Annotated in this window: 22 protein-coding genes; 9 read left to right on the top strand and 13 right to left on the bottom strand. The window is 65.9% G+C overall.

Going from position 1 to position 23,196, the window contains the following annotated elements; translation table 11 throughout:
* Window positions 1-86 precede the first annotated feature (86 nt).
* The 5 genes from ACLD02_RS09315 to ACLD02_RS09295 form a co-directional block, all read right to left on the bottom strand.
* Window positions 87-878, bottom strand: coding sequence for a sterol desaturase family protein (locus tag ACLD02_RS09315; protein WP_203101062.1), 792 nt, complete (start codon window positions 876-878; stop codon window positions 87-89).
* A 77-nt stretch (window positions 879-955) separates the two neighbouring features.
* Complete coding sequence (locus ACLD02_RS09310; RefSeq protein WP_410298538.1) at window positions 956-1,714, bottom strand: SDR family NAD(P)-dependent oxidoreductase; 759 nt, start codon at window positions 1,712-1,714, stop codon at window positions 956-958.
* An 11-nt stretch (window positions 1,715-1,725) separates the two neighbouring features.
* Entirely contained in the window at window positions 1,726-2,985 is a 1,260-nt protein-coding gene (locus ACLD02_RS09305) for a TRAP transporter large permease (RefSeq protein WP_203101058.1), read from the bottom strand.
* Window positions 2,986-2,989: 4 nt separating this feature from the next.
* Complete coding sequence (locus ACLD02_RS09300; protein ID WP_410298537.1) at window positions 2,990-3,559, bottom strand: TRAP transporter small permease; 570 nt, start codon at window positions 3,557-3,559, stop codon at window positions 2,990-2,992.
* A 65-nt stretch (window positions 3,560-3,624) separates the two neighbouring features.
* Window positions 3,625-4,521, bottom strand: coding sequence for a TRAP transporter substrate-binding protein (locus ACLD02_RS09295; protein ID WP_238400818.1), 897 nt, complete (start codon window positions 4,519-4,521; stop codon window positions 3,625-3,627).
* A 362-nt stretch (window positions 4,522-4,883) separates the two neighbouring features.
* Here ACLD02_RS09295 and ACLD02_RS09290 point away from each other — a divergent pair, with 362 nt between their 5' ends.
* The 8 genes from ACLD02_RS09290 (at window position 4,884) to ACLD02_RS09255 (ending at window position 13,000) form a co-directional block, all read left to right on the top strand.
* Window positions 4,884-6,308: a UbiD family decarboxylase gene (locus tag ACLD02_RS09290; protein ID WP_410298536.1), complete on the top strand. Its 1,425-nt coding sequence runs from the start codon at window positions 4,884-4,886 to the stop codon at window positions 6,306-6,308.
* A gap of 66 nt (window positions 6,309-6,374) precedes the next feature.
* Window positions 6,375-7,817: an aldehyde dehydrogenase family protein gene (locus ACLD02_RS09285; RefSeq protein ID WP_410298535.1), complete on the top strand. Its 1,443-nt coding sequence runs from the start codon at window positions 6,375-6,377 to the stop codon at window positions 7,815-7,817.
* A 20-nt stretch (window positions 7,818-7,837) separates the two neighbouring features.
* Entirely contained in the window at window positions 7,838-8,779 is a 942-nt protein-coding gene (locus ACLD02_RS09280; RefSeq protein WP_203101053.1) for a LysR family transcriptional regulator, read from the top strand.
* A complete protein-coding gene (locus tag ACLD02_RS09275) occupies window positions 8,766-9,389 on the top strand; it encodes a UbiX family flavin prenyltransferase (protein WP_203101052.1) in 624 nt (207 codons plus the stop codon). The genes ACLD02_RS09280 and ACLD02_RS09275 overlap by 14 nt, the downstream gene beginning before the upstream one ends.
* On the top strand, window positions 9,376-10,341 hold the full coding sequence (locus ACLD02_RS09270) for an XdhC family protein (protein WP_410298534.1): 966 nt from the start codon (window positions 9,376-9,378) through the stop codon (window positions 10,339-10,341). The genes ACLD02_RS09275 and ACLD02_RS09270 overlap by 14 nt, the downstream gene beginning before the upstream one ends.
* Before the next feature lie 11 nt (window positions 10,342-10,352).
* Complete coding sequence (locus tag ACLD02_RS09265; protein ID WP_410298533.1) at window positions 10,353-11,219, top strand: AraC family transcriptional regulator; 867 nt, start codon at window positions 10,353-10,355, stop codon at window positions 11,217-11,219.
* 140 nt (window positions 11,220-11,359) lie between these two features.
* Window positions 11,360-11,602: a hypothetical protein gene (locus ACLD02_RS09260; RefSeq protein ID WP_203101045.1), complete on the top strand. Its 243-nt coding sequence runs from the start codon at window positions 11,360-11,362 to the stop codon at window positions 11,600-11,602.
* Between the two features lie 105 nt (window positions 11,603-11,707).
* Entirely contained in the window at window positions 11,708-13,000 is a 1,293-nt protein-coding gene (locus ACLD02_RS09255) for a DUF1835 domain-containing protein (protein WP_203101044.1), read from the top strand.
* A gap of 232 nt (window positions 13,001-13,232) precedes the next feature.
* Here the strand turns inward: ACLD02_RS09255 and ACLD02_RS09250 are convergent, their stop codons facing one another.
* The 8 genes from ACLD02_RS09250 to ACLD02_RS09215 all read right to left on the bottom strand — a co-directional run bounded on the left by ACLD02_RS09250 (window position 13,233) and on the right by ACLD02_RS09215 (window position 21,861).
* Complete coding sequence (locus ACLD02_RS09250; protein ID WP_203101043.1) at window positions 13,233-13,952, bottom strand: response regulator transcription factor; 720 nt, start codon at window positions 13,950-13,952, stop codon at window positions 13,233-13,235.
* The gene (locus ACLD02_RS09245; protein ID WP_203101041.1) at window positions 13,952-15,847 is read right to left on the bottom strand and encodes a sensor histidine kinase; all 1,896 of its coding nucleotides are present in this window, start codon (window positions 15,845-15,847) and stop codon (window positions 13,952-13,954) included. Before ACLD02_RS09245 ends, ACLD02_RS09250 begins: the two co-directional genes overlap by 1 nt.
* 87 nt (window positions 15,848-15,934) lie before the next feature.
* Window positions 15,935-16,924, bottom strand: coding sequence for an LLM class flavin-dependent oxidoreductase (locus ACLD02_RS09240; RefSeq protein WP_203101040.1), 990 nt, complete (start codon window positions 16,922-16,924; stop codon window positions 15,935-15,937).
* A gap of 61 nt (window positions 16,925-16,985) precedes the next feature.
* On the bottom strand, window positions 16,986-17,225 hold the full coding sequence (locus ACLD02_RS09235) for a YdcH family protein (RefSeq protein ID WP_203101038.1): 240 nt from the start codon (window positions 17,223-17,225) through the stop codon (window positions 16,986-16,988).
* A 107-nt stretch (window positions 17,226-17,332) separates the two neighbouring features.
* Window positions 17,333-18,160, bottom strand: coding sequence for a co-chaperone DjlA (djlA, locus tag ACLD02_RS09230; RefSeq protein WP_203101036.1), 828 nt, complete (start codon window positions 18,158-18,160; stop codon window positions 17,333-17,335).
* Window positions 18,160-18,984, bottom strand: coding sequence for a hydroxypyruvate isomerase family protein (locus tag ACLD02_RS09225; RefSeq protein WP_203101033.1), 825 nt, complete (start codon window positions 18,982-18,984; stop codon window positions 18,160-18,162). The genes djlA and ACLD02_RS09225 overlap by 1 nt, the downstream gene beginning before the upstream one ends.
* Before the next feature lie 166 nt (window positions 18,985-19,150).
* Window positions 19,151-21,085 (bottom strand): cytochrome c/FTR1 family iron permease, encoded by a 1,935-nt coding sequence (locus tag ACLD02_RS09220; RefSeq protein WP_203101032.1) that lies wholly within the window; start codon window positions 21,083-21,085, stop codon window positions 19,151-19,153.
* Window positions 21,086-21,192: 107 nt separating this feature from the next.
* Complete coding sequence (locus ACLD02_RS09215; protein WP_203101031.1) at window positions 21,193-21,861, bottom strand: DNA-3-methyladenine glycosylase I; 669 nt, start codon at window positions 21,859-21,861, stop codon at window positions 21,193-21,195.
* Window positions 21,862-21,945: 84 nt separating this feature from the next.
* Here ACLD02_RS09215 and ACLD02_RS09210 point away from each other — a divergent pair, with 84 nt between their 5' ends.
* Window positions 21,946-23,175 carry a pyridoxal phosphate-dependent aminotransferase gene (locus ACLD02_RS09210; RefSeq protein WP_203101030.1) on the top strand — a complete coding sequence of 410 codons (1,230 nt, stop codon included), beginning with the start codon at window positions 21,946-21,948 and terminating at the stop codon, window positions 23,173-23,175.
* Window positions 23,176-23,196 lie beyond the last annotated feature (21 nt).

Genomic DNA, 23,196 nt, shown 5'->3' with positions numbered 1-23,196 from the left:
GTGGTGATCGCGGCTAAAGCCGCTCCTACGGTGCATGCACCCACCGTAGGAGCGGCTTCAGCCGCGATCCGCCACATGCGCCGGGATCACTCCCCCGCCGGTGCGCCCCGCTCCGGTCGGGGCTTCTTCTGCGCATCCAGCTTTTCCTGAATCTCCGGTTTGCGGGCGTCATCGGACATGCCGTTGAAGAGCGTGCCGATCACGCCCTTGTTCAGGTCGCTGGTGCCGAACAACGCATCGCAGAGCGGAAACGTCAGGTTGAAGTTCTGGGTGTGCATGAAGTCCGGATTGTGGTGCAGCACATGCATGCGCCGCACCGTGTTCACCAGTGGCAGGCGATCCAGAATCGGATGTTCCAGGTGGGAAGCGGTGTGCAGGCCTTCGTACATAAGAAAGTACGCGGCCATGGTCAGCACCGCGATGTACCCCGCGTTGGCGGACCACAGCACGCCGAGCAACAGCGCCGGTGGCACGGCGGCGCCGACGAACAGCACCGGCGCGAACGGGGGAAACAGCAGCGCCCGCCAGTCGCGCTGGCCGTGATAATCCAGGGTCCGGTGGGAAAAGAACTGGTGGTGGGTGGCCACATGGCGTTTGTAGGCGGATTTCAACAGGCTGCGCGGGCTGTGCAGCAGGTAGCGGTGCCCGGCCCATTCCGCCCAGTTGCCGAACAGCAGCATGGGCACCACCACCAACAGCCATTCCGGCCAGGTGGTGTCGTGCAGGCGCGTGGCGCAAAACAGAATCACCCCGAAGGTAAAGACCAGGGTGAACGCCAGGTGCATTTCGCCCCGGTACCAGGCGGGCGTGGCCGCCCGGTACTGCTCACGGAAAGCGTGGGACTTCTCGACAATGACCTCTTCTCTACTCGGTTTCATGGTCCGCTCCAATCGTGGTTTGTTGGAATACTTATTGATGGCGGAGGCGTGGGGGTGCCGGGTGGCCCCGGCGAAGATCAGTGCATCACCGAGCCCCCGTCCACCACCACGGTCTCGCCGGTCATGAAGGCGCTGTCGTCGGAGGCGAGAAACAGCAGCGGCCCGATCAGATCCTCGGGCATCTGGTCGCGCTTGAGGGCTCGGCTGGCCAGTACCGGCGCGGTGAGCGTGTCGCGCATGGCTTCGTTGGCGATCACGCCTTCGCTGAGCACCAGCCCGGGGGCCAGCGTATTGACGGCGATGCCGAACTCACCCAGCTCCCGGGCCAGGCCCCGGGTCAGGGTCAGAATGGCGCCTTTGGAGGTGACGTAATGCAGCAGCCCCGGGGTGCCCTTGAACGGCGTGCCGGAAGAAATATTGATGATGCGGCCGTAGTTCCGCGCCTTCATCATCGGCGCCACCGCGCGGGCACAGACAAAGGGACCGCGCACGTTCACCGCCATCACCTTGTCCCATTCGTCCAGGTCGATCTCGTCGAAGGGCCGCATTTGCAGGGAAGCATAGATGGCCGCGTTGTTGACCAGCACGTCGATGCGACCGAACCGTTCCTTGACGGTTTCCGCCATGGCCCGGGCCTGGGCCTGGTCGGTGACGTCGGTCTTGATGTACAGGGCCCGTTGCCCGCCGGCCTCGATCTCGGCGGCCACGGCACTGCCGTCGAGCACGTCGGCGATGGCCACGTCGGCGCCCTCCGCCGCCAGCGCCCGGGCGTAGGTGGCGCCGATACCCTGAGCGCCACCGGTGACGATGACGACCTTGTCTTTCATACGATTCATAACAGTTCTCCTTATAGGAAGGCGGTCACCAGATCGGGCATCCAGGTGATCAGCAGCAGCACCAGCACCGTCACCAGCAGGAACGGCAACAGCGCCTTGATGATGTCACCCGGTTTGCAACCGGTGACCCGGGAAGCCACGTAGAGGGCCGCGCCCACCGGCGGCGTCAGCAGCCCCAGGGTCAGGTTGATGCACATCAGCACGCCCAGGTGATAGGGATTGATGCCGTACACGGACTGCGCCACCGGCAGCACGATGGGCACCAGCAGGATCAGGGCGGCGATGCCGTCCAGCACCATGCCGACCATCAGCAACAGGCCCATCAATAAAAGCAAATAAACGAACGGGTCGGAGGTCATGCTTTGCATCAGCTCGCCCAGCCGTTGGGGCAGCTGTTCGTAGATGATCACCCAGCCGAACACCGCCGCCGCCGCCACCAGAGCCAGCACCACGCCGCTGTTGATGGCCACGCGCAACAGCATGTCGCCCATGCGGTCGGTCTTCATCTCGCCGTGGGCAAAGCGGCCCACCAGTACCGCCATGGCGGCGCCCACGGCGGCCGCCTCGGTGGGGGTGGCCAGGCCGCCGACAATGCTGCCGATCATCACCACCGGCACGCTCAGCGACGGAATGCTGGCCACCACGTTGCGCAGCGCCTGGCGCAAGGTCAGCCGCTCGTTCTTCGGGTACTCATGAATAAAGCCGAGCACGGCGATGACCAGAATGAAGCCCACCGCCATCAGCAGACCGGGGACGATGCCGGCGATAAACAGATCGCCGATCGAGATCTGCGCCAGCACGCCGAAGATCACGAACAGCATGGACGGCGGAATCACCGGCGCCAGCAAGGCCCCGGCGGCGGTGGTGGCGGTGGCGAAACTGCGGTCGTACCCCTTGCGGTGCATTTCCGGCACCATCACCTGGGACATCACCGCCACCTGGGCGTTGGCGGAGCCGACGATGGACGCCAACATCATGTTCGCCAGGATATTGATATAGGCGAGCCCGCCGCGGATGGAACCGAGAAAGACCGAGGCGAAGGCCACCAATCGGCGGGTCAGCCCGCCTTCGTTCATCAGTTCGCCGACCAGCATGAACAGCGGAATGGCCAGCAGGCCGTACTGACTGAGCCCGCCGAAAAACTGCTGCGGGTAGGACAGAAACAGCACCGCGTTGTCACTGCTGACGATGTAGGCCATGGCACTGACCGCCAGCACCAGCGCGATGGGCACGCCGATAAAAAGCAGAACAAGAAAAATAACGGCTACCATGGAGTTACTCCGCCACCGGGTGTGCTTCGGGAGGATCGACGAACTCCGAGCGCGGGGTCCGGCAGGTGCGCAGCAGGTTGGCCAGGGCGTGCACGCTGCTGGTCACCGACACCACCGGCAGGATCAGCCAGAACCAGAACTTGGGCACGCCCAGGGTTTCGGTGGGCTCCTGATAGATGTAGTTGAAACTGTCCGCCGCGAAGGTCTCGATATTGAAATCGCTGTGGATCAACAGCAGCGGGTTGAACCAGCGGTAGCACAGCACGATCAGCGCCACGCAGAACCCCAGCACCACCACGTCGGAGGTCAGCTGCAGCACCTTGCGGGCGGTGGGCGGCACCGCGCCGGTGAGCAGCGTCACCGCCACCGCATCGCGGCTCTTCAGCGTGATGCTCAGACCCAGCATCGCCAGCCACACCATCATCAGCACGGCCAGTTCATCGAGCCAGAAAATCGGTGCCTTGAAGAAGCGACCGAACACGTTCACCAGAATCATGATTGGCAGGGCGACCACAAGAAGACGGACCGCGCCACGTTCCACACGGGCGAACCCGTTGCTTAACGCCTGAATCATAACGGGGGTTTCCTGACGGTGATTCTTTCGGAAACCGGGCCGCCGGGGCGACGGCCCGGGCGGGCTCAGAGTTGCCCGGCTTCCTTGCGAAGCTCGGACAGGACCGGGGCCTTCTTGGTCCAGATCTCTTCCCACTGATCCAGTTTGTCGCCGAAGTAGTCGGGACCGGCTTCCACCACCTTGACGCCTTCGCTTTCGATGTCGGCGCGGGTTTTCTCGCCGAACGCCATGTAGTAAGCGGCCAGCCCGCCCAGGTGCTTGCGGGTCAGTTCGCGGAGAACATCACGGTCCTCCTCGCTCATGCCGGCCCAGGTGCGGCCGGATACCAAGCCCACCACCGGGAACATCATATGACCGCTGAGCAGCAGCGTTTTGGCGCGTTCGTAGAGACGCAGTTTCCAGACCAGTTCCAGGTCCGCGTCGACGCCGTCCACCTGGCCGTTGGCCAGGGCATCGTACACATCGGTGAGTGGCATGGGCGTGGAGACCGCGCCCAGCAAGCGGTAGAAATCCTGCACCGGCGGAAACGGCGTGATGCGAATCTTGCGACCATCCAGGGCGGCCACGTTATCGGAGGGGAAGGCGTTGAGCATCATGCGCATGCCGGCCACGCCATAGCCCAGGCCCACGGTGCCGGTTTTGACCGGCAGCTTTTCCAGCAGCCCCTGGGCGGCGGGTCCTTTGAGTAGCTGATCCGCCTGCTTTTCGTTTTCCACCAGATAGGGCGCGAACAGAGCGCCGAATTCCGGTACCCGGTTGACCACCTGGGCCACGGTCATGAACGACATATCCAGCGCGCCGGTCTGCATCTGTTGCAGCATTTGCGCTTCGCTGCCGAGCTGGCCGGCGGGGAACAAGGTGACGCTGTAACGGCCGTCGGTGCGCTGCTCCAGTTCCTTGCCCATCTCCCGGGCGGCCTGACTCCAGGCGTGGTCGCCGGGCACGATCAATCCGAGTTTCAATTCCTTGGCGCCGACTACCGTGCTAAATGCCAGGACGGCCACACAGATCAAGGCTCGAAAGCAAAGGGTTGTTGTATTCATCGCACTACCTTTTTTTCTGCAAGTATTTGTTTTTAGTTATTTCCTGATCTGAAAGGACGCTATCACAGCGCCCTGAAAGCCGCCCATTAACTTATAATGATCCGTCCAATCACCGAACATTATGGATCGGCCCCGGGGTTTCATCCCACATTACGGGACACAGGATGGCACCGTGGACGTATCTCGCGCGCTGATGAAGCGCATCAGAAATGCTTAATAGGAAGGCATCGGTCCGGCTTATAGCATGGCGTTCAAACAAAAACCGACAAAGGGACGCCGACATGCCCTCCATGCCTTCCAACACCGTCGACACCACCACGCCGCCCGTGGGCGCCAGCCTGCGCGGCTGGCTGGACCATCTGCAGCAGAGCCGGCGGCTCAGCGTGATCGAGCCGGGCACGGACCTGCGCTTTCAAGTGGCGGCCATCGCCAACCGGCTCGACGGCCGCAGTGCTTCCCTGTTTCCCCGCCCCGGCGGCCACGACATCCCGGTGATCTCCGGGCTGCTGTCGCACCGCGACTGGATGGCGGAGGCCATGGGCGTGGCGCCCTCCGAAGTGCTGGCGCGCTTCCAGGAGGCCAGCCTCAACCCGATTCCCTGGCGGGAGGTGAGCACGCCGGTCTGCCAGCAGGTGGTGCACCGGGACGTGGATCTGAACCGCCTGTTACCGATCCCCACCCACAACGAGCACGACAGCGGCGCCTACATCACCGCCGGTTTGTTGATCAGCCGCAACCCGCGCACCGGCGTGCAGAACGTGTCCATCCACCGGCTGCAGGTGAGCAGCGCCAACCGGCTCGGCGCTCTGCTGCTGCCGCGCCACACTCTGGCCTATTTCCAGGAGACGGAGAGCGCCGGCGAGGATCTGGAAGTGGCGGTGGTGGTGGGCAACGACCCCCTCACCCTGATGGCGTCCCAGGCGATCGTGCCGCTGGACCATGACGAACTGGAAATCGCCGGGGCGCTGCATGGCGAACCGCTTAAGGTGGCGCAATGCGTCACCAACCGCATCCGCGTGCCCGCCGACGCCGAGATCGTTATCGAGGGACGACTGCTGGCCAACGCCCGGGAGGAGGAAGGCCCGTTCGGTGAATTCCCGCAGTACTATGGCGAGCGCGCCGAGCGTCACGTGATCGAGGTTGACGCCATCACCCACCGTGAAGCGCCCATGTTCCATACCATTGTCGGCGGCGGCCTGGAGCATCTGCTGCTGGGTGGCATTCCCCGCGAGGCGACCATGCAGGCGCATTTGCAGCGCAGCTTCCCGTCGGTGCGCGACGTGCATCTGGCCCGTGGCGGCGTATGCCGTTATCACCTCTATGTACAGATCGACAAGCGTTCCGAGGGCGAAGGCAAGAACGTGATTCTCGGCGCCCTCGGCGGTCACTACGACATCAAGCATGTGGTGGTGGTGGACACCGACGTGAACATTCACGACCCCAACGAAGTGGAATGGGCGGTGGCCACCCGCTTCCAGGCCGACCGCGACCTGGTGCTGGTGCACGACAGCCAGGGCTCCAAGCTGGACCCCTCCACCCGCGACGGCGTCGGCTCGAAGATGGGCTTCGACGCCACCGTGCCCCTGGACGCACCGCCCATGCGCTTCAAGCGCATCCGCGTACCCGGCGAGGAAGACGTGGATCTGGACGCGGTGAGCCGGGCCGCCGGCGACGACTGGCAACAACAACTGATTCCCTCCCGTTAACCTCGGTGCCGGTCGCCGCCTACGGGTGGCGGCCGTTTTTTTGCACCGTCAGAGGAGAACAACAACATGCAGGCACGACACTACATCAACGGCGAATGGCGCGACGGCGACGGCTGGGTGGACAGCCTGGACCCGGCCAGCGGCGAGCGCCTGGGCGCGTTCGCCGAAGGCGGTGAAGCCCAGGCCCGGGCGGCGGTGGAGGCCGCCGCGAACGCCTTCGAACAGCCAGGCTGGGCCCAGAATCCTCGCCTGCGCCAACAGGTACTGCTGGCCTGGGCCGCCGCTCTGGAGCCGCGCAGGGAGGCACTGGCCGAGCTGCTTACCCGCGAGAATGGCAAGCCCCTGGCCCAGTCCCGGGGCGAGATCGGCGGCGCCATCTCGGAGATTCTCTATTACGCCGGCCTGGCCCGGCATAATCCCGGCGCGGCCATGGAAGTGGCGCCCGGGGAATTCTCCACCCTGTTCCGCGAACCCGCCGGAGTGGCCGGCCTGATCATTCCCTGGAACGCCCCCGGCGTACTGCTGATTCGCGCCCTGGCGCCGGCCCTGGCCGCCGGCTGCACCACGGTGATCAAGCCGGCGGCGCAAACGGCCCTGTTCAACGCCGCCATCCTGGAACCGCTGCTGGCCCAGGACGCCCTGCCCGCCGGCGTGGTCAATCTGTTCACCGAGAGCGGCCACGCCGGCGCCGCCCATCTGGTGGCCAGCCCCCGGGTGGACGTGCTCAGCTTCACCGGCTCCACCGCCACCGGCACCCGCATCATGCAGGACGCGGCGCCGACCATGAAGAAACTGTCCCTGGAACTGGGCGGCAAATCCTGCTGCCTGGTGTTCGAGGACGCGGACGTGGAGGCCATCGCCCCTCAACTGGCGGCGGCGGCCACCATCATCTCCGGGCAGCAATGCACCGCCGCCCGCCGGGTGCTGGTGCACGCCAGCCGCCTGGAAGCGATGAAAAAGGCGCTTGGCGCGGCCCTGGCCGCCCTCCCCCTGGGCCACGGCCTGGACCCGAACAGCCGCATCGGCCCGCTGATCGACCACCGGGCCCGGGACCTGGTGGCCGGCCGGATGGATCAGGCCCAGCAAAGCTGCGACCAGGTGATCCTGGCCGGCGGCCGACCGGATGATCCCACATTGCGGGACGGTGCCTTTCTGACCCCCAGCCTGATTCACCATCGCGACAGCGGCGCGTTTTTCTGCCAGGAGGAAATATTCGGGCCATTACTGGTGTTGGAGAGCTTCGAGGATGAGGCGGAAGCGGTGGCGCGCGCCAATCACACCGAGTTCGGACTCTCCGCCAGTGTCTGGACGCGGGACGGTGCCCGCGCCCTTCGCGTGGCCCGGGCACTCCGTGATGGTACAATATGGATCAACGACCATAACAAGCTGTTCGCCGAGGCGGAGACCGGTGGCTATCGCAAGAGCGGCCTCGGCCGGCTGCACGGCTTCGACGCGCTGATGGATTTCACCGAGCTCAAGCACGTCTATCAAAACGTCGGAACGGTCTGAATCCAAGCGCCGAGGCCGCCATGGAGCTACGCCAGCTAAAGTACTTCACCTGTCTGTATGAGGAAGGGTCGGTGACCCGGGCCGCCCAGCGGCTCAACATTGTTCAACCGGCCCTGTCGATGCAGATTTCCAAGCTGGAGGAGGAACTCGGCCAGCCACTGTTCGAACGCACCTCCAAGGGCATGATCCCCACCGAGACCGGTGAGCAGGCCTACCGGCTGTTCATGCCGCTGCTCGGCCAGCTCCTGGAGGCACGGCAGACCCTGATCCACCGCAACGGCGAGATCAGCGGACGCATCCACGCTGGCCTGATCGCCTCGGCGGCCAACCAGGCCCTGGCCAGCACCCTGGCCTACTTCGTCGAACACCACCCGGACGTGGAGCTCCAGGTCAGCTACGGCTACAGCCAGAACCTGATCGACCGGGTGCTCTCCGGGGATCTGGACTTCGCCGTCATCAACCAGAGTTTCCAGCAGGAACGCCTCACCCGCATCGACCTGGTGGACGAGGAACTGCTGGTCGCCACCGGCGCCGCCAACCGGCTGCGGGTGCCGACCCCGGTACCGTTGGCGGCGCTGCGCGAACTGAAGCTGGTGCTGCCCTCGCGGCTGCATGGCCTGCGCATCGTCATCGACCAGTCCCTGGCGGCGCTGGGGCTGGAGGTAAGCCCGGATCTGGAACTGGACGACCTCACCGTGATCGAGAGCTTTCTGCGTCGAGGCGACTACGTCAGCATCCTGCCCGCCACGGTGCTGCGCCAGGGCCTGGAGGAAGGCGCTCTGCGCGCCTACCCGCTGGAGCGCCCCGGCCTCAACCGCAGCATGGTGTGCGTGCACGACAGCCGCCGCCCGCTGTCGCCGGCGGCCCGCCTGTTCGTGGACATCATCGGCAAGACCCTGGCCACCGGGCTCGATGCCATTCATTTCTACAAGGAAGGCGCCACCGACCATGAACTCGACTGAAGCCCGCCCGCAACGTCTGATCATCGGCATCTCCGGAGCGTCCGGGGCGATCTACGGCGTGCGCCTGCTGGAGCTGCTGCGCGACACGCCGATCGAGACCCATCTGGTGGTCAGCAAGTCGGCGTTGATCACCGTCTCTCACGAAACCGGTCTGTCCTGGTCGGACCTCAAGCCGATGGCCTCGGTGTGCTATTCCAACCAGGACATCGGCGCCGCCATCGCCAGCGGTTCCTACAAAACCCTGGGCATGATCGTGGCGCCCTGCTCCATGCGCTCGATGTCGGAGATCGCCAGTGGCGTCACCTCCACCCTTTTGACCCGGGCCGCCGACGTGATTCTCAAGGAGCGGCGCCGGCTGGCGCTGATGGTGCGCGAGACGCCGCTGCACCGGAATCACCTGCGCACCATGACCGAACTCGCCGAGCTGGGCGCGGTGATCGCGCCGCCGGTGCCGGCCTTCTACGCCCTGCCGAAAACCCTGGACGACATGGTCGATCACAGTCTCGGCCGGGTGCTGGATCTGTTCGACATCGAACTGGGCATCGTGCGCCGCTGGCGCGACACCGACAACGGCCCGGGAAACACCGGGGTCACCCATGCAGCCCCTTGATCTGCAGGTGATCGAGCAGGCCCTGGCCTGGGCCGGCGACGGCCATCCGGTGTGGCTGTGCACGGTGCTGTCCACCTATGGATCGGCGCCGCGCTCGCCGGGGGCGATGCTGGTGGCCCGCGCCGACGGCGCCCATGTGGGCTCGCTGTCCGGGGGCTGCGTGGAAGAGGAATTTCTCGAGGGCCTGGCACGGAACGATTTCCCGGCGCCGGCCCAGGTGGTGCGTTACGGTCAAAGCGAGGATGAACGTCAACGGCTGCAACTGCCCTGCGGCGGCAGCCTGCTGGTGCTGGTGGAGCGGCGTCCGGCCACGCCGGACTGGATCGAGCACCTCACCACCCTGCGCTACACCCTGCTCGGCCAGCACCGGCGGGTGCGCCACATCGATCTGACCCGGGGCACCCTGGATCTGTCACCGGATCAGGGCGGCGAGGCGGCGCGACTGCTCGGCGAGCGGGTGGAGATTCGCATTGGCCCGGTGCTGCGCCTGCTGCTCGCCGGGGTATCGCCGGTGGCACGAGTGTGCGCCGGCTTCGCCGTGGAACTGGGCTGCGAGGTGATCGCCTGCGACCCGCGCGAGGACAAACAGGGCCTGCTTACCGGCGACATCACGGTGCGCCCGGTGATGCCCTCCGAATTCATCGCCGCCGGCGGCTGCCACGAAACCACCGCGGTGGTGGCGCTTACCCACGATCCACGCATCGACGATCTGGCCCTGATGGAGGCGGTACGCACTCCGGCGTTCTACATCGGCGCCATGGGCTCGCAACGTACCTCGGAACGACGCGCCGAGCGGCTGCGCCGGATCGGAGGCCTGACCCGGGAGCAGATCGAACGCATCCACATGCCCATCGGCTTGAACCTGGGCAGCAAGACGCCGGCGGAAATCGCTCTGGCGGTAATGGCCGATATCCTGCGCGTCTATCGCGGCAAGCGCCGCGACGCCCTTTGAGGAGAAGTGAGATGTCCATTGCACAGCGCGTTTTTCACGGGTCCTTCGGGCGCGTCGCCCTGCTCGACATGGACCATACCCTGGTGACCCACTCCCACCATGAATGCCACGTACTGGTAAAGGCGGCGGGGGCGGACACCTTCTTCAACGTCAATGGACGGCGGGTACCGCTCACCGACCGTCACGCGGTGCTGGTGAACGCCTGGCAGCCACATTTTTACGACCACCAGGCCGGCGCCGGCCCCACCCAGATCCTGGCGCTCTACATCGAGCCCGCCTGGCTGGCGGAGATCCAGCATTCCCTGGCGCTGAGCGCCCACCCGGGCTTTTTCACCCAGTGCGGCATCGAATTGAACAGCAAGAACCGAAGGCTGGCGGACTATCTGATCGCCGAGGCCTACTCGCCGGAGCTGGTGCCCCGCGAACGCATCGAATCGCTGCTGTTCGATTTTCTGATCGAACTGATCGAGGACCACTCCGAGTGGCGCCAACTGCGCCGGCTGGGCGCCGCGTCACGGCTCGGCTTCCAGGACACCCGTATCCGCCGCGCCTGCGATTACCTGCGCAATCACGTGGACGACCCGGACTGCCTGGCCAACGCCGCCCGCGCCGCCAACCTGTCGCGGGCTCACTTCTTCACCCTGTTCCGGCGCGATACCGGCATGTCTCCGATGCTGATGCTCAACGACACCCGCATGCGGCGTGCCTTCACCTGGCTGGAAACGGAACGCACCGGCACCCTGGGCCAGCTTGCCGAGGACCTGGGTTTCTCCGAACAGGGCCATTTCACCCGCTTTTTTCAACAACACATCGGCGCCGCGCCCAGCCAATACCGACGCGTGATCGACAGCTACGGCGCCCTTGAGCGCGCGCTGTAAGCCTTTTTGCGATTCTGCTGTACGTCATTTCCTACGTAACGATCAGCGAAGGATGACAGACAAGCGGCCGGACCGATGGCACCTTGCACCCATGAGCGTCCGGTGAGGAAACCGGCGCGCGGGGCGCAAGGAGAGCAAACATGATGAATGGACGGTATTGGGCGGTCACGGTGGAGGCCCCCGACGGACGGTGCAATGTGTACGCGGTGTCCTACCCGCGCAAACCCACCGAGGACCTGGCGGCCGGCCTGGTCCGGCCGCAACTGGGCATGCCCCTGAGCCTGCCGGACGAATACCGCTGGCAGGAAGACGCCAGCCTGCGCGCTCTGGAAGCGGCCGGTTACCGGCTGCTGGAAATCGCGCCCCCCGAGGGCCGCGAGTAAAAACTCCATAAAATCAGCGCTCTGGGGCCGTTTCCTCACGGCTTGTTCATTGACCCGGGCGCCACGATGGTCAACCGTTATTCATGCATTGAACCGGAGACCATCATGACGCCGTCCGCCACCGTCGATCGGGACGACACCTCGCTGAGCAACGGCCGCTTCCATCTGGATGATCCGGTGGCGGATGCCCGCCGTCTGTACGAGGCGGCGCACGGCGGCGACAGCCGCTCCCTGGCCCGCCTGGCCCTGCACCGGGTCACCCCGGAGGCGGCGCCCCTGGAGATGAGGGACGCCCTGCAGACGGTGTCCCGGGAAATGGGCTTCCCCGACTGGAACGCCTTCGAACAGCATGTCGGTGAACTGGACGCCGCCGCCCGCCGCGCCGGTGATGAACTGGATGGCGAGCGGACCACGGTGCACATCCGCTGCGGGGACGATCTGCGCGACGCCCTGCCCCTCTGCGGCCTGCATGGCCGCTGCCTCACCTTCGCCGATCCGTTTTGCATCGGACCGGTGCGGCGCCTGCCCCGGGATCGTTTCATCGAAGCCCGCGCCCACTTTCTCGCCGAGGCACTGACCCTGGACGCGGAACGGACCCTGTCCCGCCAGCAGCGCGAATACCAGGATCTGGACGACGCCGACGGCAACCAGCGGGTGGTGCTGTGGTTCGAGCACGACAGCTACGACCAGCTGATCCTGGCCTACATCCTGGATCACTTCGGCCGGCGCTGGCCGAGGGTGCGGGTGGAACTGGTGGCCACCGACGCGATACCCGGCGTGGCGCGCTTCGTGGGCCTGGGCCAACTGGCGCCGGAGGTGCTGGGCTGGCTATGGCAACAACGGCGCGCCGTGGACGAGCCGCTGCTGGTGCTGGGCCGGCGAGCCTGGCGGGCGATCAGCGCCGATACCCCGGACGCCCTGGACCGGCTCAGCCAGCGCAACACCACCGCGCTGCCCATGCTGGGGCGGGCCCTGCGCCGCCATCTGCTGGAATTGCCGGACGAGGAAACCGGTCTGGGCCTGAGTGAACAGCTCACCGTGCAACTGGTGGCCGAACGGGGCCCCAAGCCCGCCGGGGAGATCTTTCGCGACCTGATGCTGGAACGGGAGCCGCTGCCGTACCTCGGCGACACCCTGTTCCACTGGATGCTGCGGCCACTGTTGTCCGGGCCGACGCCGGTGCTGGAGGAACACGGCGACGCGGATCAGCCCTGGGCGGAACGGGAGTTGTCCATCACCCACCACGGCCATGCCGTGCTCAGCGGCCACAATAACTGGTTGGATAGCCATCCGCCCCGGCGCTGGGTGGGTGGCGTGCCGATCGACGGCGACCGGCAAAGCTGGTGTTTGAACAAGGCCAACGGCAGGCCGCAGCGGCGCCCGGCCAATTCGCTCTGAGCCCGGGCGGCACGGTGGTTCGAGAATCCAATGCCGGTGATACCGCCCCCCGCGATATCACCGGCCCCGGCGGCGACGCCTTCCATCAGCGCCACCACCCCTGGCGAGGTATTCCCCCTTGAGACACGTCCTCGCTCCCAACCGACATCGACGGCGCAATCACACGCCAACATCGTGACGCCAGTATCCCGATGATGGCGAAGCGATGTCAGTCTCATTTCTCTCAAACCTCTCAGCCGTCGCGCGGGGTCCCGGTGAACACCACGCCACGGCCGAAAATGGAGCGGATCGGCAAATCGATATTGCCCTCTCGGGCCTTGCGACGCAGGCGGCTGAGAATCACATCGATACGATGTGTATCCGGGTGCGGCGCATGGGAGAACATCAGATCGTGCAGCGCTTCCTTGCTGAATACCTGATGGCTGCCGCGCAGCAGAATCCTCAACAACTCGGTTTCCTGCTGGGACAGCGCGAGCTGACGGTCGTCGGGGCCGGCCAGGCGGCCGGCGGCGGCATCCAGGCGCCAACCGCCGGCGCCATCGCCATGCCGCACCCGCGCCGGGTCGCCGCCGGCCTCGCCGCGCAAACGCTGGGCCAGGGTGGTCAATGCCCGGTTCAATTCGGAAAAATTCAATGGTTTGACCAGGAACAGATCGGCGCCCAGGTTAAGCGCGCGCAGCTTTTCCTGCTGTCCGCCCTTGGCGGTGATGATCACCAGCCCGTATCCGCCCAGTTCATGCAGATATTCAATCACGCCGAAACCGTCCTCGCCGGGCAGGCCCAGGTCGATCAGCACGATGTCCACCGGGTTGCGGTGCAGATGCTTCCAGAACGCCTCGGCGCTGTCGGCGCCCCAGGCGGCGTAGCCGTTGTGGCGTAGAAAAAACAGCAATTCCTCGCGCAGGTCGTCGTTGTCCTCGACGATGGCGAGTCTGGGAAAGGCCGCGTCCATCAGTGCGATGCCTCCTCCTCCGGTGGCAATGGCAGGGTGAACAAAAAACAGCAACCGTGATCGCCGTTGTCGGCGAGCACCAGGTCGCCACCATGGGCGCGGGCGATGCGGCGGCTGACATACAGCCCCAGGCCGACACCACGCCGGTGATTGTGCTCCGCCGGCGCGGCGCGGCGGTAACGCTCGAAGATCACCGGTACCCGGTCCTCGGCGATGCCCGACCCCTGATCGCGGATCGCCACGCTCCAGTGGTCGGCATGCCGGCTCACATCGACTCGCGGCCCGCCGTTGCCATATTTCACCGCGTTATCGATCACATTGGACAGGGCGATGCGCATCATCGCCGGGTCCAGCCAGGCGGTTCCGGTCCAGCGCTCCCCCGCCGGCGGCGGCTGCCCGTCCAGGGTCAAGCGCCACCGGTGGCCCGCCGCGCCCACCAGGGAGGCCGCTTCGGTGACCAGCTCCAGCAAACACAGGCGGCGCCGGTCGAGCCACAGATCATCGGCGTCCAGCCGCGCGTCCGCCAGGCAGTTGTCGGTCAGTTGCACCAACCGGTCGGTGGCGCGGTCGATCTTGTCGTAGCGGCTGAGCTGGCGCGGATCGGAGACCCCCAGATAACGCAGATTCTGAAGGCTCGCCGCGATGATCGCCAGCGGCGTGCGAAACTCATGGGCCACCAGCCCCATGAACTGGCGCTGATTGAAACGCGCCTCGCGCTCCAGTTCCAGGGCGCGGGCCAGCTGCAAGCGTTCCCGCTCACGGTAACGCTTGATGCGCACCTGATATACCGCCAGCCCGGTGACCACCAGCATGTTCACGATCAGGGCGTATTGCCAGACCACATAGATCTCCTGACGAAAGGCGATCCAGCCCACGGTGGTGAACAGACCGAACAAACTGGCGAGGATGCAGATCAGCGGGTTCAGGCCCAACAGCACCGAAGACAACCGGAAACGGTCCCGCCACCACACGTACAGGCAGGCGGTCACGAACACCGCGCAGGTGCTCAGATAAACCAGCATCTGAAAACGGATCGCGGCACCATAGAAGTCCAGCGGCACACTCAGTAACAACACCACGGTCACCGCACAGGCGAGCATCAGCATGCGATGGGCCCACGGCAGCCGTCGGCGTAACTGCAACGCCTCCGAGGCCATCCACAGCAACAACCCATAGGCCGACAGGGTGAGCACGCCGGTGAGGTAATGCTGCAGGCGCCACCCGATATCCGGGATCAGCCAGGCCACGTAGCCCTGGATACAGGCCACCAGCACGTAGGCGGCGGACATCCCGGTCACCGACCACAGCAAGCGGGTGCGCAACACCACCGCCAATACCAGCGCCAATAACGCCGACAGGGTGGCGAGCCCGAAGTAGAAGCTCCAGAAAGTGGTGGCGCGGGCCGCCGCGGGCAGGAATTCCCGGGGTTGCCAGACATTCATCTGCAGCATCACGGCGCTGCTGCTGGCGACACGGAACAGCATTTCGTAGCCATGCTCGTCCGGCGGCAGAACGAACAGCGGGAAACGGTGGTCGATGTCGCCGATGGGGCCGTCGAAGGTGTCGCCGGCGCGGCGCTGGCGCCACGGGCCATCGCTCCCCAGGGGGCGGAGGAACAGGCGGATATCGTCGACGAAGTTGGGTTTGAGCTCCAGCCAGCGTTCGCCGTCGGCGGCCTGTTCCGGCGGCAGGACAACCCGTACCCAGAACACCGTGCGCGTGTAGCCGCGCGAGAAAATCCCCTGCCGTGGGGCGCCCTCGCGCAGCGCTGGCAGCATATCGTCCGGCCCGGCCTCGCCGCCGGGGTCGGCCACCCAGGTATAGGGAAGATCCGGCCCCAGGCGGGCCGGTGACGCCGCCGCCGGCGCGCCGATCGAGCACGCCAGCCACACCATCAGACAAAGCCCGGGCCACCAAAGTGGCGGCCCGGGCCGGCGTGGAACATTCAAGGACGGTTCCCCCCTGGGGACCCGTCGCCTTGCTTACAGGTCCCGACAGAGCCGCGCGGCGATATCGAACGAGCGCAGCCGTTTCTCATGGTCGAAAATCCCGGCGGTGATGATCAGCTCATCCACGTTGGTGTGGTCGCGGAATTCGCGCAGCCGCCGGCCCACCGTTTCCGGGGCACCGATCATGGCGTATTTCATCGCCTGACGCACGCCGTGGGCTTCCATCGGCGACCACACCTCGTCCATGTTTTCCACCGGCGGCGGCAACGGTCCTGGCCGCCCCCGGCGCAGATTGACGAACTGCTGCTGCATGGAGGTGGCCAGGAAGGCGCCCTCCTCGTCACTGTCGGCGGCGAACACACTGATACCGGCGGCGGCGTAGGGTTTGTCGAGCTGTTCGGAGGGCTGGAAGTGGGTGCGGTAGACATGCAGCGCTTCTTCCAGGGCTTCCGGGGCGAAGTGCGAGGCGAACGCGAACGGCAGGCCCATTTGCGCCGCCAGGCGGGCGCTGAACAGGCTCGAGCCAAGCAGCCACAACGGCACCTTGCTGCCCATGCCGGGCACCGCCCGTACCCGCTGTTCCGGGGTCGGATCGTCCAGGTAGGCCTGCAGCTCCGCCACGTCGTTGGGGAATTCCATGGCGTTGCTGTTCAGATCCCGGCGCAGGGCGCGGGCGGTTTCCATGTCGGTGCCGGGCGCCCGGCCCAGGCCCAGGTCGATGCGACCCGGAAACAGCGCCGCCAGGGTGCCGAACTGTTCGGCGATCACCAGGGGCGCGTGGTTGGGCAACATGATGCCGCCGGAGCCCACGCGGATGCGCTGGGTGCCGGCGGCGATATGGCCGATCACCACGCTGGTGGCGGCGCTGGCCACGCCGGGCATGTTGTGGTGTTCCGCCACCCAGTAGCGGGTGTAGCCCCACTGCTCCGCGTGGCGGGCCAGATCCAGCGAGTTGCGCAACGCCTGGCCGGCGTCGCCGCCACGCAGGATCGGGGCGAGATCAAGAATGGAATAGGCAGTCATCGGGCCTCCCGAGCCGGAATGAATGCCTTCCCAGGTGGGGGTGACGAGCCGGTTTTAAAGGTTAGCCACCGTTAAGACGGCGCAGAATCTGGTCCTTGAGGTGCAAGCGCTCGGCCTTCATGGCCTCCAGGTCACGGTCGGCGATGGGGTTTTCGCGCAGCTCCAGGCCACGGATGGTCTTGTCCAGGCGGTCGTGCTCCTCCACCTTGTCACGGAACGCCTGTTCCTCCTTCATCAGCGCGTCGATGCGCTCGTGGTGTTCGGGAAATTCGTGGTGAATGCTGTGCGACTCTCCGAGCATGGCGGCTACTCCTTCCGCGTCTGGGCGGCGCCGGGCGGCGCCGCGCGATCAGTGTCACGATTGTCCAAATTACTATCGCCGGGGCCGGCTTGTCACCCGTCTCCGTCTCAGCGGAAACCCCGGGATTCCTTGATCATCTCATAGGCCTTGCTGATCTCGGCGGTCTTCTCCGTGGCCACGCGGATCATCTCCTCCGGCACGCCCCGGGCGGCCAGTTTGTCCGGGTGGTTCTCGCTCATCAGCTTGCGGTAGGCCTTCTTGATCTCCTGGTCGGAGGCGGACTCGGCCACGCCCAGCACCTGGTAGGCCTGGCTCAACGAAGGCCGCGACACATCCGCCGCGCCACCGCCGGCGCCGGCTCCGGCGCCGCCGAAACGGGCCTGGGCCAGGATCATATTGAGAATCTGGCGGAACTGCGCCTCCGGCACGCCCAGCCCGGCGGCCACCCGATACAGGATGCGCTCTTCCTCGGCATGCAGGTCGCCGTCCGCGAGGGCGGTCTGCAGCAGGATTTCCAGGAACACCACCACCAGATGGCGGCGGTGACGCACCTGCTGGCGAAACTCCGCCACCGTGCCATCCAGCGGGAAATCATCCGCCTTGCCGCGCCGGAATGCCTCCTGGGCCCGGCGCCGCTGCTCGGCGTTCAGCCGCATGCGCGTCATCACCGCCTCGGCCTGGCCAATCTCCTGCTCACTGACCCGGCCATCCGCCTTGGCCAGGTGGCCCATGATCGAGAACACCGCCGAGAACAACGCGTCCTGCAGCGCCTGCTTCTCGCCCGGCGCGTAGGGTCGAAACGGGTTGAAGCCGCGTACCCGCTCCACGGCGCGATCCAGAAAATGGCCGATCAGCAAACCGACGATCAGGCCGATGGGACCGCCTACCAGCATGCCCAGCAGGCCGACGATGATCTTGCCGCCCCAGCTTCTCATTAACGCCTCTCTCCTTTGTCGTTGACAGAAAGGGACTCCGAATCCTGGCGAAGGTTCGCCAGCCAGTCGAGTCCCTCCTCGGTGGCGCCGCTCGGGCGATATTCGGCACTGGCCCAGCCGCCATAGCCGAGGGCATCCAGATGCGCCAGCAGCGCCGCCAGAGGCAGCGTGCCGGTGCCCGGCTGGTGACGCCCCGGGCAATCGGCGAACTGCACATGCTCAATCCACGGCATGCAGGCGGCCAGGGATGCGAACAGGTCCTCGCCCATCACCCGGGCATGGTAGAGATCGTACTGCAGGCGCAGTGAAGGCCGGTCCACCGCGCGGATCACCGCCAGCGCGCTGGCCGGGGTGTCGATCAGGTAACCGGGCATGTCCAGACGGCTGTTGATGGGTTCCAGGGTCAGCACCCGGCCCCGTTCGGCGCAGCGCTCGGCGGCGAAGGCCAGGTTGGCGATGAGGGTGTCCCGGGCGCGGGCACGATCCATGTCATCGCCGGGAATGCCCGCCATGGCATGCAGGCGCGGGCAGTCCAGCGCCTCGGCGTAATCCAGGGCCCGCTCCAGACCATCGCGGAACGCCGCCTCCCGGCCCGGCAGCCCGGCCAGGCCACGCTCGCCGGCGCCCCAGTCACCGGCGGGCAGGTTGAACAGCACCGGCTCCAGGCCGTTGTCGTCCAGGGCGGCCTTCACCGCGGCCATGGGCCAGTCATAGGGGAACAGGAATTCCACCCCCTGGAAGCCCGCCGCGCCGGCGGCGGCGAAGCGCTCCAGAAAGGGACGTTCGGTGAACAGCAGGGACAGGTTGGCGGCGATGCGCGGCATGGGGCTCGATCCGAGTCGGGGAGCCCCAGCCTAACGCGCCCGGCCTTAATGACAAGCGCTATCGCGGCGCCGGAGCCGGATCGCGGCTAAAGCAGCTCCTACGCGATAGCAGGCGCGGGAGCAGCCGGGCGGCATTCCGCTTCAGCCGCGATGCCCCGGCGGGCCGCTAGGCGGTGGCGCTGCGTCCGGAGCGCCACCAGGCCAGCACCGCCAGCACCACGGCCACCGCCTGGGCCAGAGCACCCTGCAGGGTCGGGAAGAAACCGATCCAGGACAGCGTCGGCCAGCCCGGCAGATAGTTGGAGTTGAGCATGCCTGCTTCCTGCAGGGCGGCGATGCCTTTGCCGAGCAGAATCACCGACAGTACCAGCAGCACCAGGCTGGTGGCCTTGAAGAACAGCCCCAGGGGCAGCTTCATGCCAAGCCGGAAGATCAGCACGCACACCACCGCGAGACCCAGCAGCGCGGCGCCCATGCCGTACAGCAGGAACGGCTGGGTGGCCTCGGTGACCTGGGTCCAGAGCGCCTGATAGAACAGGATGGTCTCGAACATCTCCCGGTACACGGAGATGAACGCCACGAAAGTGAGGGTCCAGACGGTGCCACTGCCGAGGGCGGTGTCCACCTTGCCCTTCAGATAGCCCAGCCACTTCTGGCTGCTGGAATTGCTGTGCATCCAGAAGCCCACGTAGAACAGGATCACCGCGGCCACCAGACCGGCGACGCCTTCGGTGAGCTCCCGGGAAGCGCCGGTGAAGTTGATCACCGTGGAGGCGGCGAACCAGGTGGCGATGCCGGCAATGATGGCCGCCACCCAACCGAAGTGGATATGACGGGTAGCGGAGGTGGCGCGGGCCTTGCGGGTGAAGGTCAGCAGCGCGGCCACGATCAGCAGCGCTTCCAGCCCCTCGCGGAACAGGATGAAGAAGCTGGCGGAGAAGGTGGCGGCGGCATTCAGGCCGTCGCCGCCCAGAGCATCGGCGGCCTGCCCGAGCCCTTCCAGGGCATCAGCGATGCGGGCGCTAACCTCGTCGGCGGAGTCACCTTCCTGGATCGCTTCCCGCACCGCCATGAACTTCCGTTCGGTGTCGCGCATCAAGCCACTGTCGAGGGCGGCGATCTGCGATTCCAGCATCTCGAAACCGTCCAGGTAAGCGGACAGCGCCGCCGAGCGGGCGGCGGCCCGATCACCGGCGGCATAGGCGTCATCGGCCTCGCGCAGCTTGGCGGCGCTGATCTCCACGAACCGGTTCTGGCTGAACAGGACATTCGGCTCGCTGCGCAGGTAGCCCATTGCCGCCAGAGCGTCATCGCCGTAGGCATCGCGGGCATCCGCTGGCGCCTTGGCGATCACCGTATCCAGGCTCATGTCGGTTTTCAGTTCCGGATTGTCCGCCAGGGCCTGCTTGCCGGCCTCGGCTTCCTCGGCGGACACCGCCTTGCCGCCCACGTAGAACGCCAGCGCCCAGCGTTCGGCGTCGCTGAGCTGATCCTGGTAGGCGGCCATGCCGGTGCCGTCCACGCCGCCGGTGATGGTGGTGTACAGGCCCAGCACCGAGCGCCCCATGTAGCGGGCACGCTCATGGAAATCCGTGGGGGCCGGCTCCAGGGCCGCGCCGGCGGGGCCGTCGCCGAGACCCTCGGGGCCGTGGCAGGCGGCGCAATGAGTCTGGTAAAGCGACTCGGCGGCGGCCATGTCCGGCGCCGTCTTGGGCACCACCGGCAGGCCGTAGACGTCCACCAGGGAGCCGCGGATCTTCTGCGCCAGGCTCTGGATACGCGCTTCCGGGGCTTTCTCGTCCACCGCCGCTTCCAGGTCCCGGGCCTGGCCCAGCAGCACGTCCTTGCCCTCGGCCTCGGGCAGGCCTTCGATGCCCTCGCTGAGCAACGCGGTGAATTCGTCCATCTCCGCGTATTCCGCGTCGCTGACGATTTCCCCGTCCTGCACGGCGTTGATGTAATCGGCGCCCACGTATTCCACCAACTGCACCAGGGCGGTTTGATCCGCGGCCCGGGCCGTGACCGTCAGGGTGGAAAGGGACAACGCGAACAGGGACAACAACAAAAAGACGCCCCGGGGGCGCCGATTGAGATGGGTCATGAAACCGGTTTCCACTGCTTTAAAGTGAATAATTCTTATTTATGTTCCTACCCTGGGCACTTCCTGTCAAAAAGTTTTGTTTGTAACGAGACCCGTGCCCGGCCCGCTCAACCCACGGTGAAGGCAAGAATCTTGCTGATGTGCGCCTGGGGCCGGCCGGATTCCGCCTGCCATTGATTGAACGCGGCCTGGGCGGCGCGCTGGTCGCGCTGGCTGGCCGGCGGTTTGTCGATGATGTTGTGGCTTTTCAGCGCCGCCACCACGTCGCCGGTGGGGTACCAGGTGTCGCGGCCCACCATGCGCAGGAAAGCGGCGCCGGAGTTACCCCCCAACTGCTTGCCGCGTTTCTTGAGCAACTGCCACATGCCCACGGTGTCGTCGCCAGGCCAGTCCGCCAGCCAGGCACCCACGGAGCCGTATTCCTGGCGCAGGTCCAGGATCAACTGGGCATTGTGGCGGATCGCCTTCATCTTTCCCCAGTGGCGGATCAGGCGGGTGTCCTGCATACGCTGTTCGAGCATGGTGTCGGGCATCAGCACCAGCTTGTCCGGATCGAAGCCGAAGAACGCCTCCTCGAAGGCCGGCCACTTGGCGTCCACCAGGGAGTGCTTGAGACCGGCGCGGAAAATACGCCGGGTCAGCGCGGAAAAATAGAAGGCATCGTCGGGCTGGCGCAACTGAGCCGGCGTTTTCACCGCCGGCAGTTGCGCCTCGACCTGCTTGACGCCGCCCTTGCGGTTCACCGCCAGCGCCATCAGGTCCCTGAATTCAATCATCGGCTTCCTCTCATGACCGCTTCATATACAGTATTTTCGCGCCATTGTAGAATTCCGGTCTTTACCCGGACCAGGACGAGTTTCATGAGCGGCAATCGAACCACGGTCAGCAAATCCGACAAACTGCACGATGTCTGCTATGACATTCGTGGCCCGGTGCTGCGCGAAGCACACCGGCTCGAGGATGAAGGCCACCGGGTAATCAAGCTCAACATCGGCAACCCGGCCCCGTTCGGTTTCGAGGCGCCGGAGGAACTGCTGCAGGACGTGATTCACAACCTGCCCGACTCCACCGGCTACTGCCACTCCAAGGGTCTGTTCCCGGCCCGCAAGGCGGTGATGCAGTATACCCAGACCAAGGGCATCGCGGACGTGACGGTGGACGACATCATTATCGGCAACGGCGTGTCCGAGCTGATCGTGATGGCCATGCAGGCGCTGCTCAACAACGGCGACGAGGTGCTGCTGCCGGCGCCGGACTACCCGCTGTGGACCGCCGCCGTGCGCCTGTCCGGCGGCAACCCGGTGCACTACCTGTGCGACGAGCAGCAGGACTGGCAGCCGGCCCTGGACGACATCCGCGCCAAGATCACCGACCGCACCAAGGCGCTGGTGATCATCAACCCGAACAATCCCACCGGCGCCAACTACGACCCCGCCCTGCTTCAGGAAATGGTGAAGATCGCCCGGGAACACGACCTGATCATCTTCGCCGACGAAATCTACGACAAGATCCTCTACGACGGCGAGGTGCACACCTCCATCGCCTCCATGGCCGAGGATCTGCTGTGCATCACCTTCAACGGCCTGTCCAAGAATTACCGGGCCGCCGGCTTCCGCGCCGGCTGGATGGTGATCTCCGGCGCCAAGTACCGGGCGGAGAGCTACATCGAGGGTCTGGACATGCTGGCCAGCATGCGCCTGTGCGCCAACGTGCCCAGCCAGCACGCCATCCAGGCGGCCCTGGGCGGCTACCAGAGCATCAGCGACCTGGTGCTGCCCACCGGCCGCCTGGGCCGCCAGCGCGACATGGCCTGGGAGATGCTCGACAGCATCCCCGGGGTGAGCTGCGTGAAACCCAAGTCGGCGCTGTATCTGTTCCCGAGGCTCGACCCCAAGGTGTTCCCGTTCCAGGACGACGAGGCGTTCGTGCTCGACCTGCTGCGCCAGGAAAAAGTGCTGGTGGTTCAGGGCACCGCCTTCAACTGGCCCAACCCGGACCACTTCCGGGTGGTGTTCCTGCCGCGCCTGGACGACCTGCAGGATTCCATCGGCCGCATCGCCGAATACCTGGACCGCATCCGCAAGAAATAAGGTTCATCGCGCTTTGGCGGG

This window comes from Alloalcanivorax sp. C16-2 (assembly GCF_046507615.1).
Classification (GTDB): Bacteria; Pseudomonadota; Gammaproteobacteria; order Pseudomonadales; family Alcanivoracaceae; genus Alloalcanivorax; species Alloalcanivorax marinus_A.
Note: the sequence above shows the minus strand (reverse complement) of the source record. Positions and strands in the feature narration are given on the sequence as shown.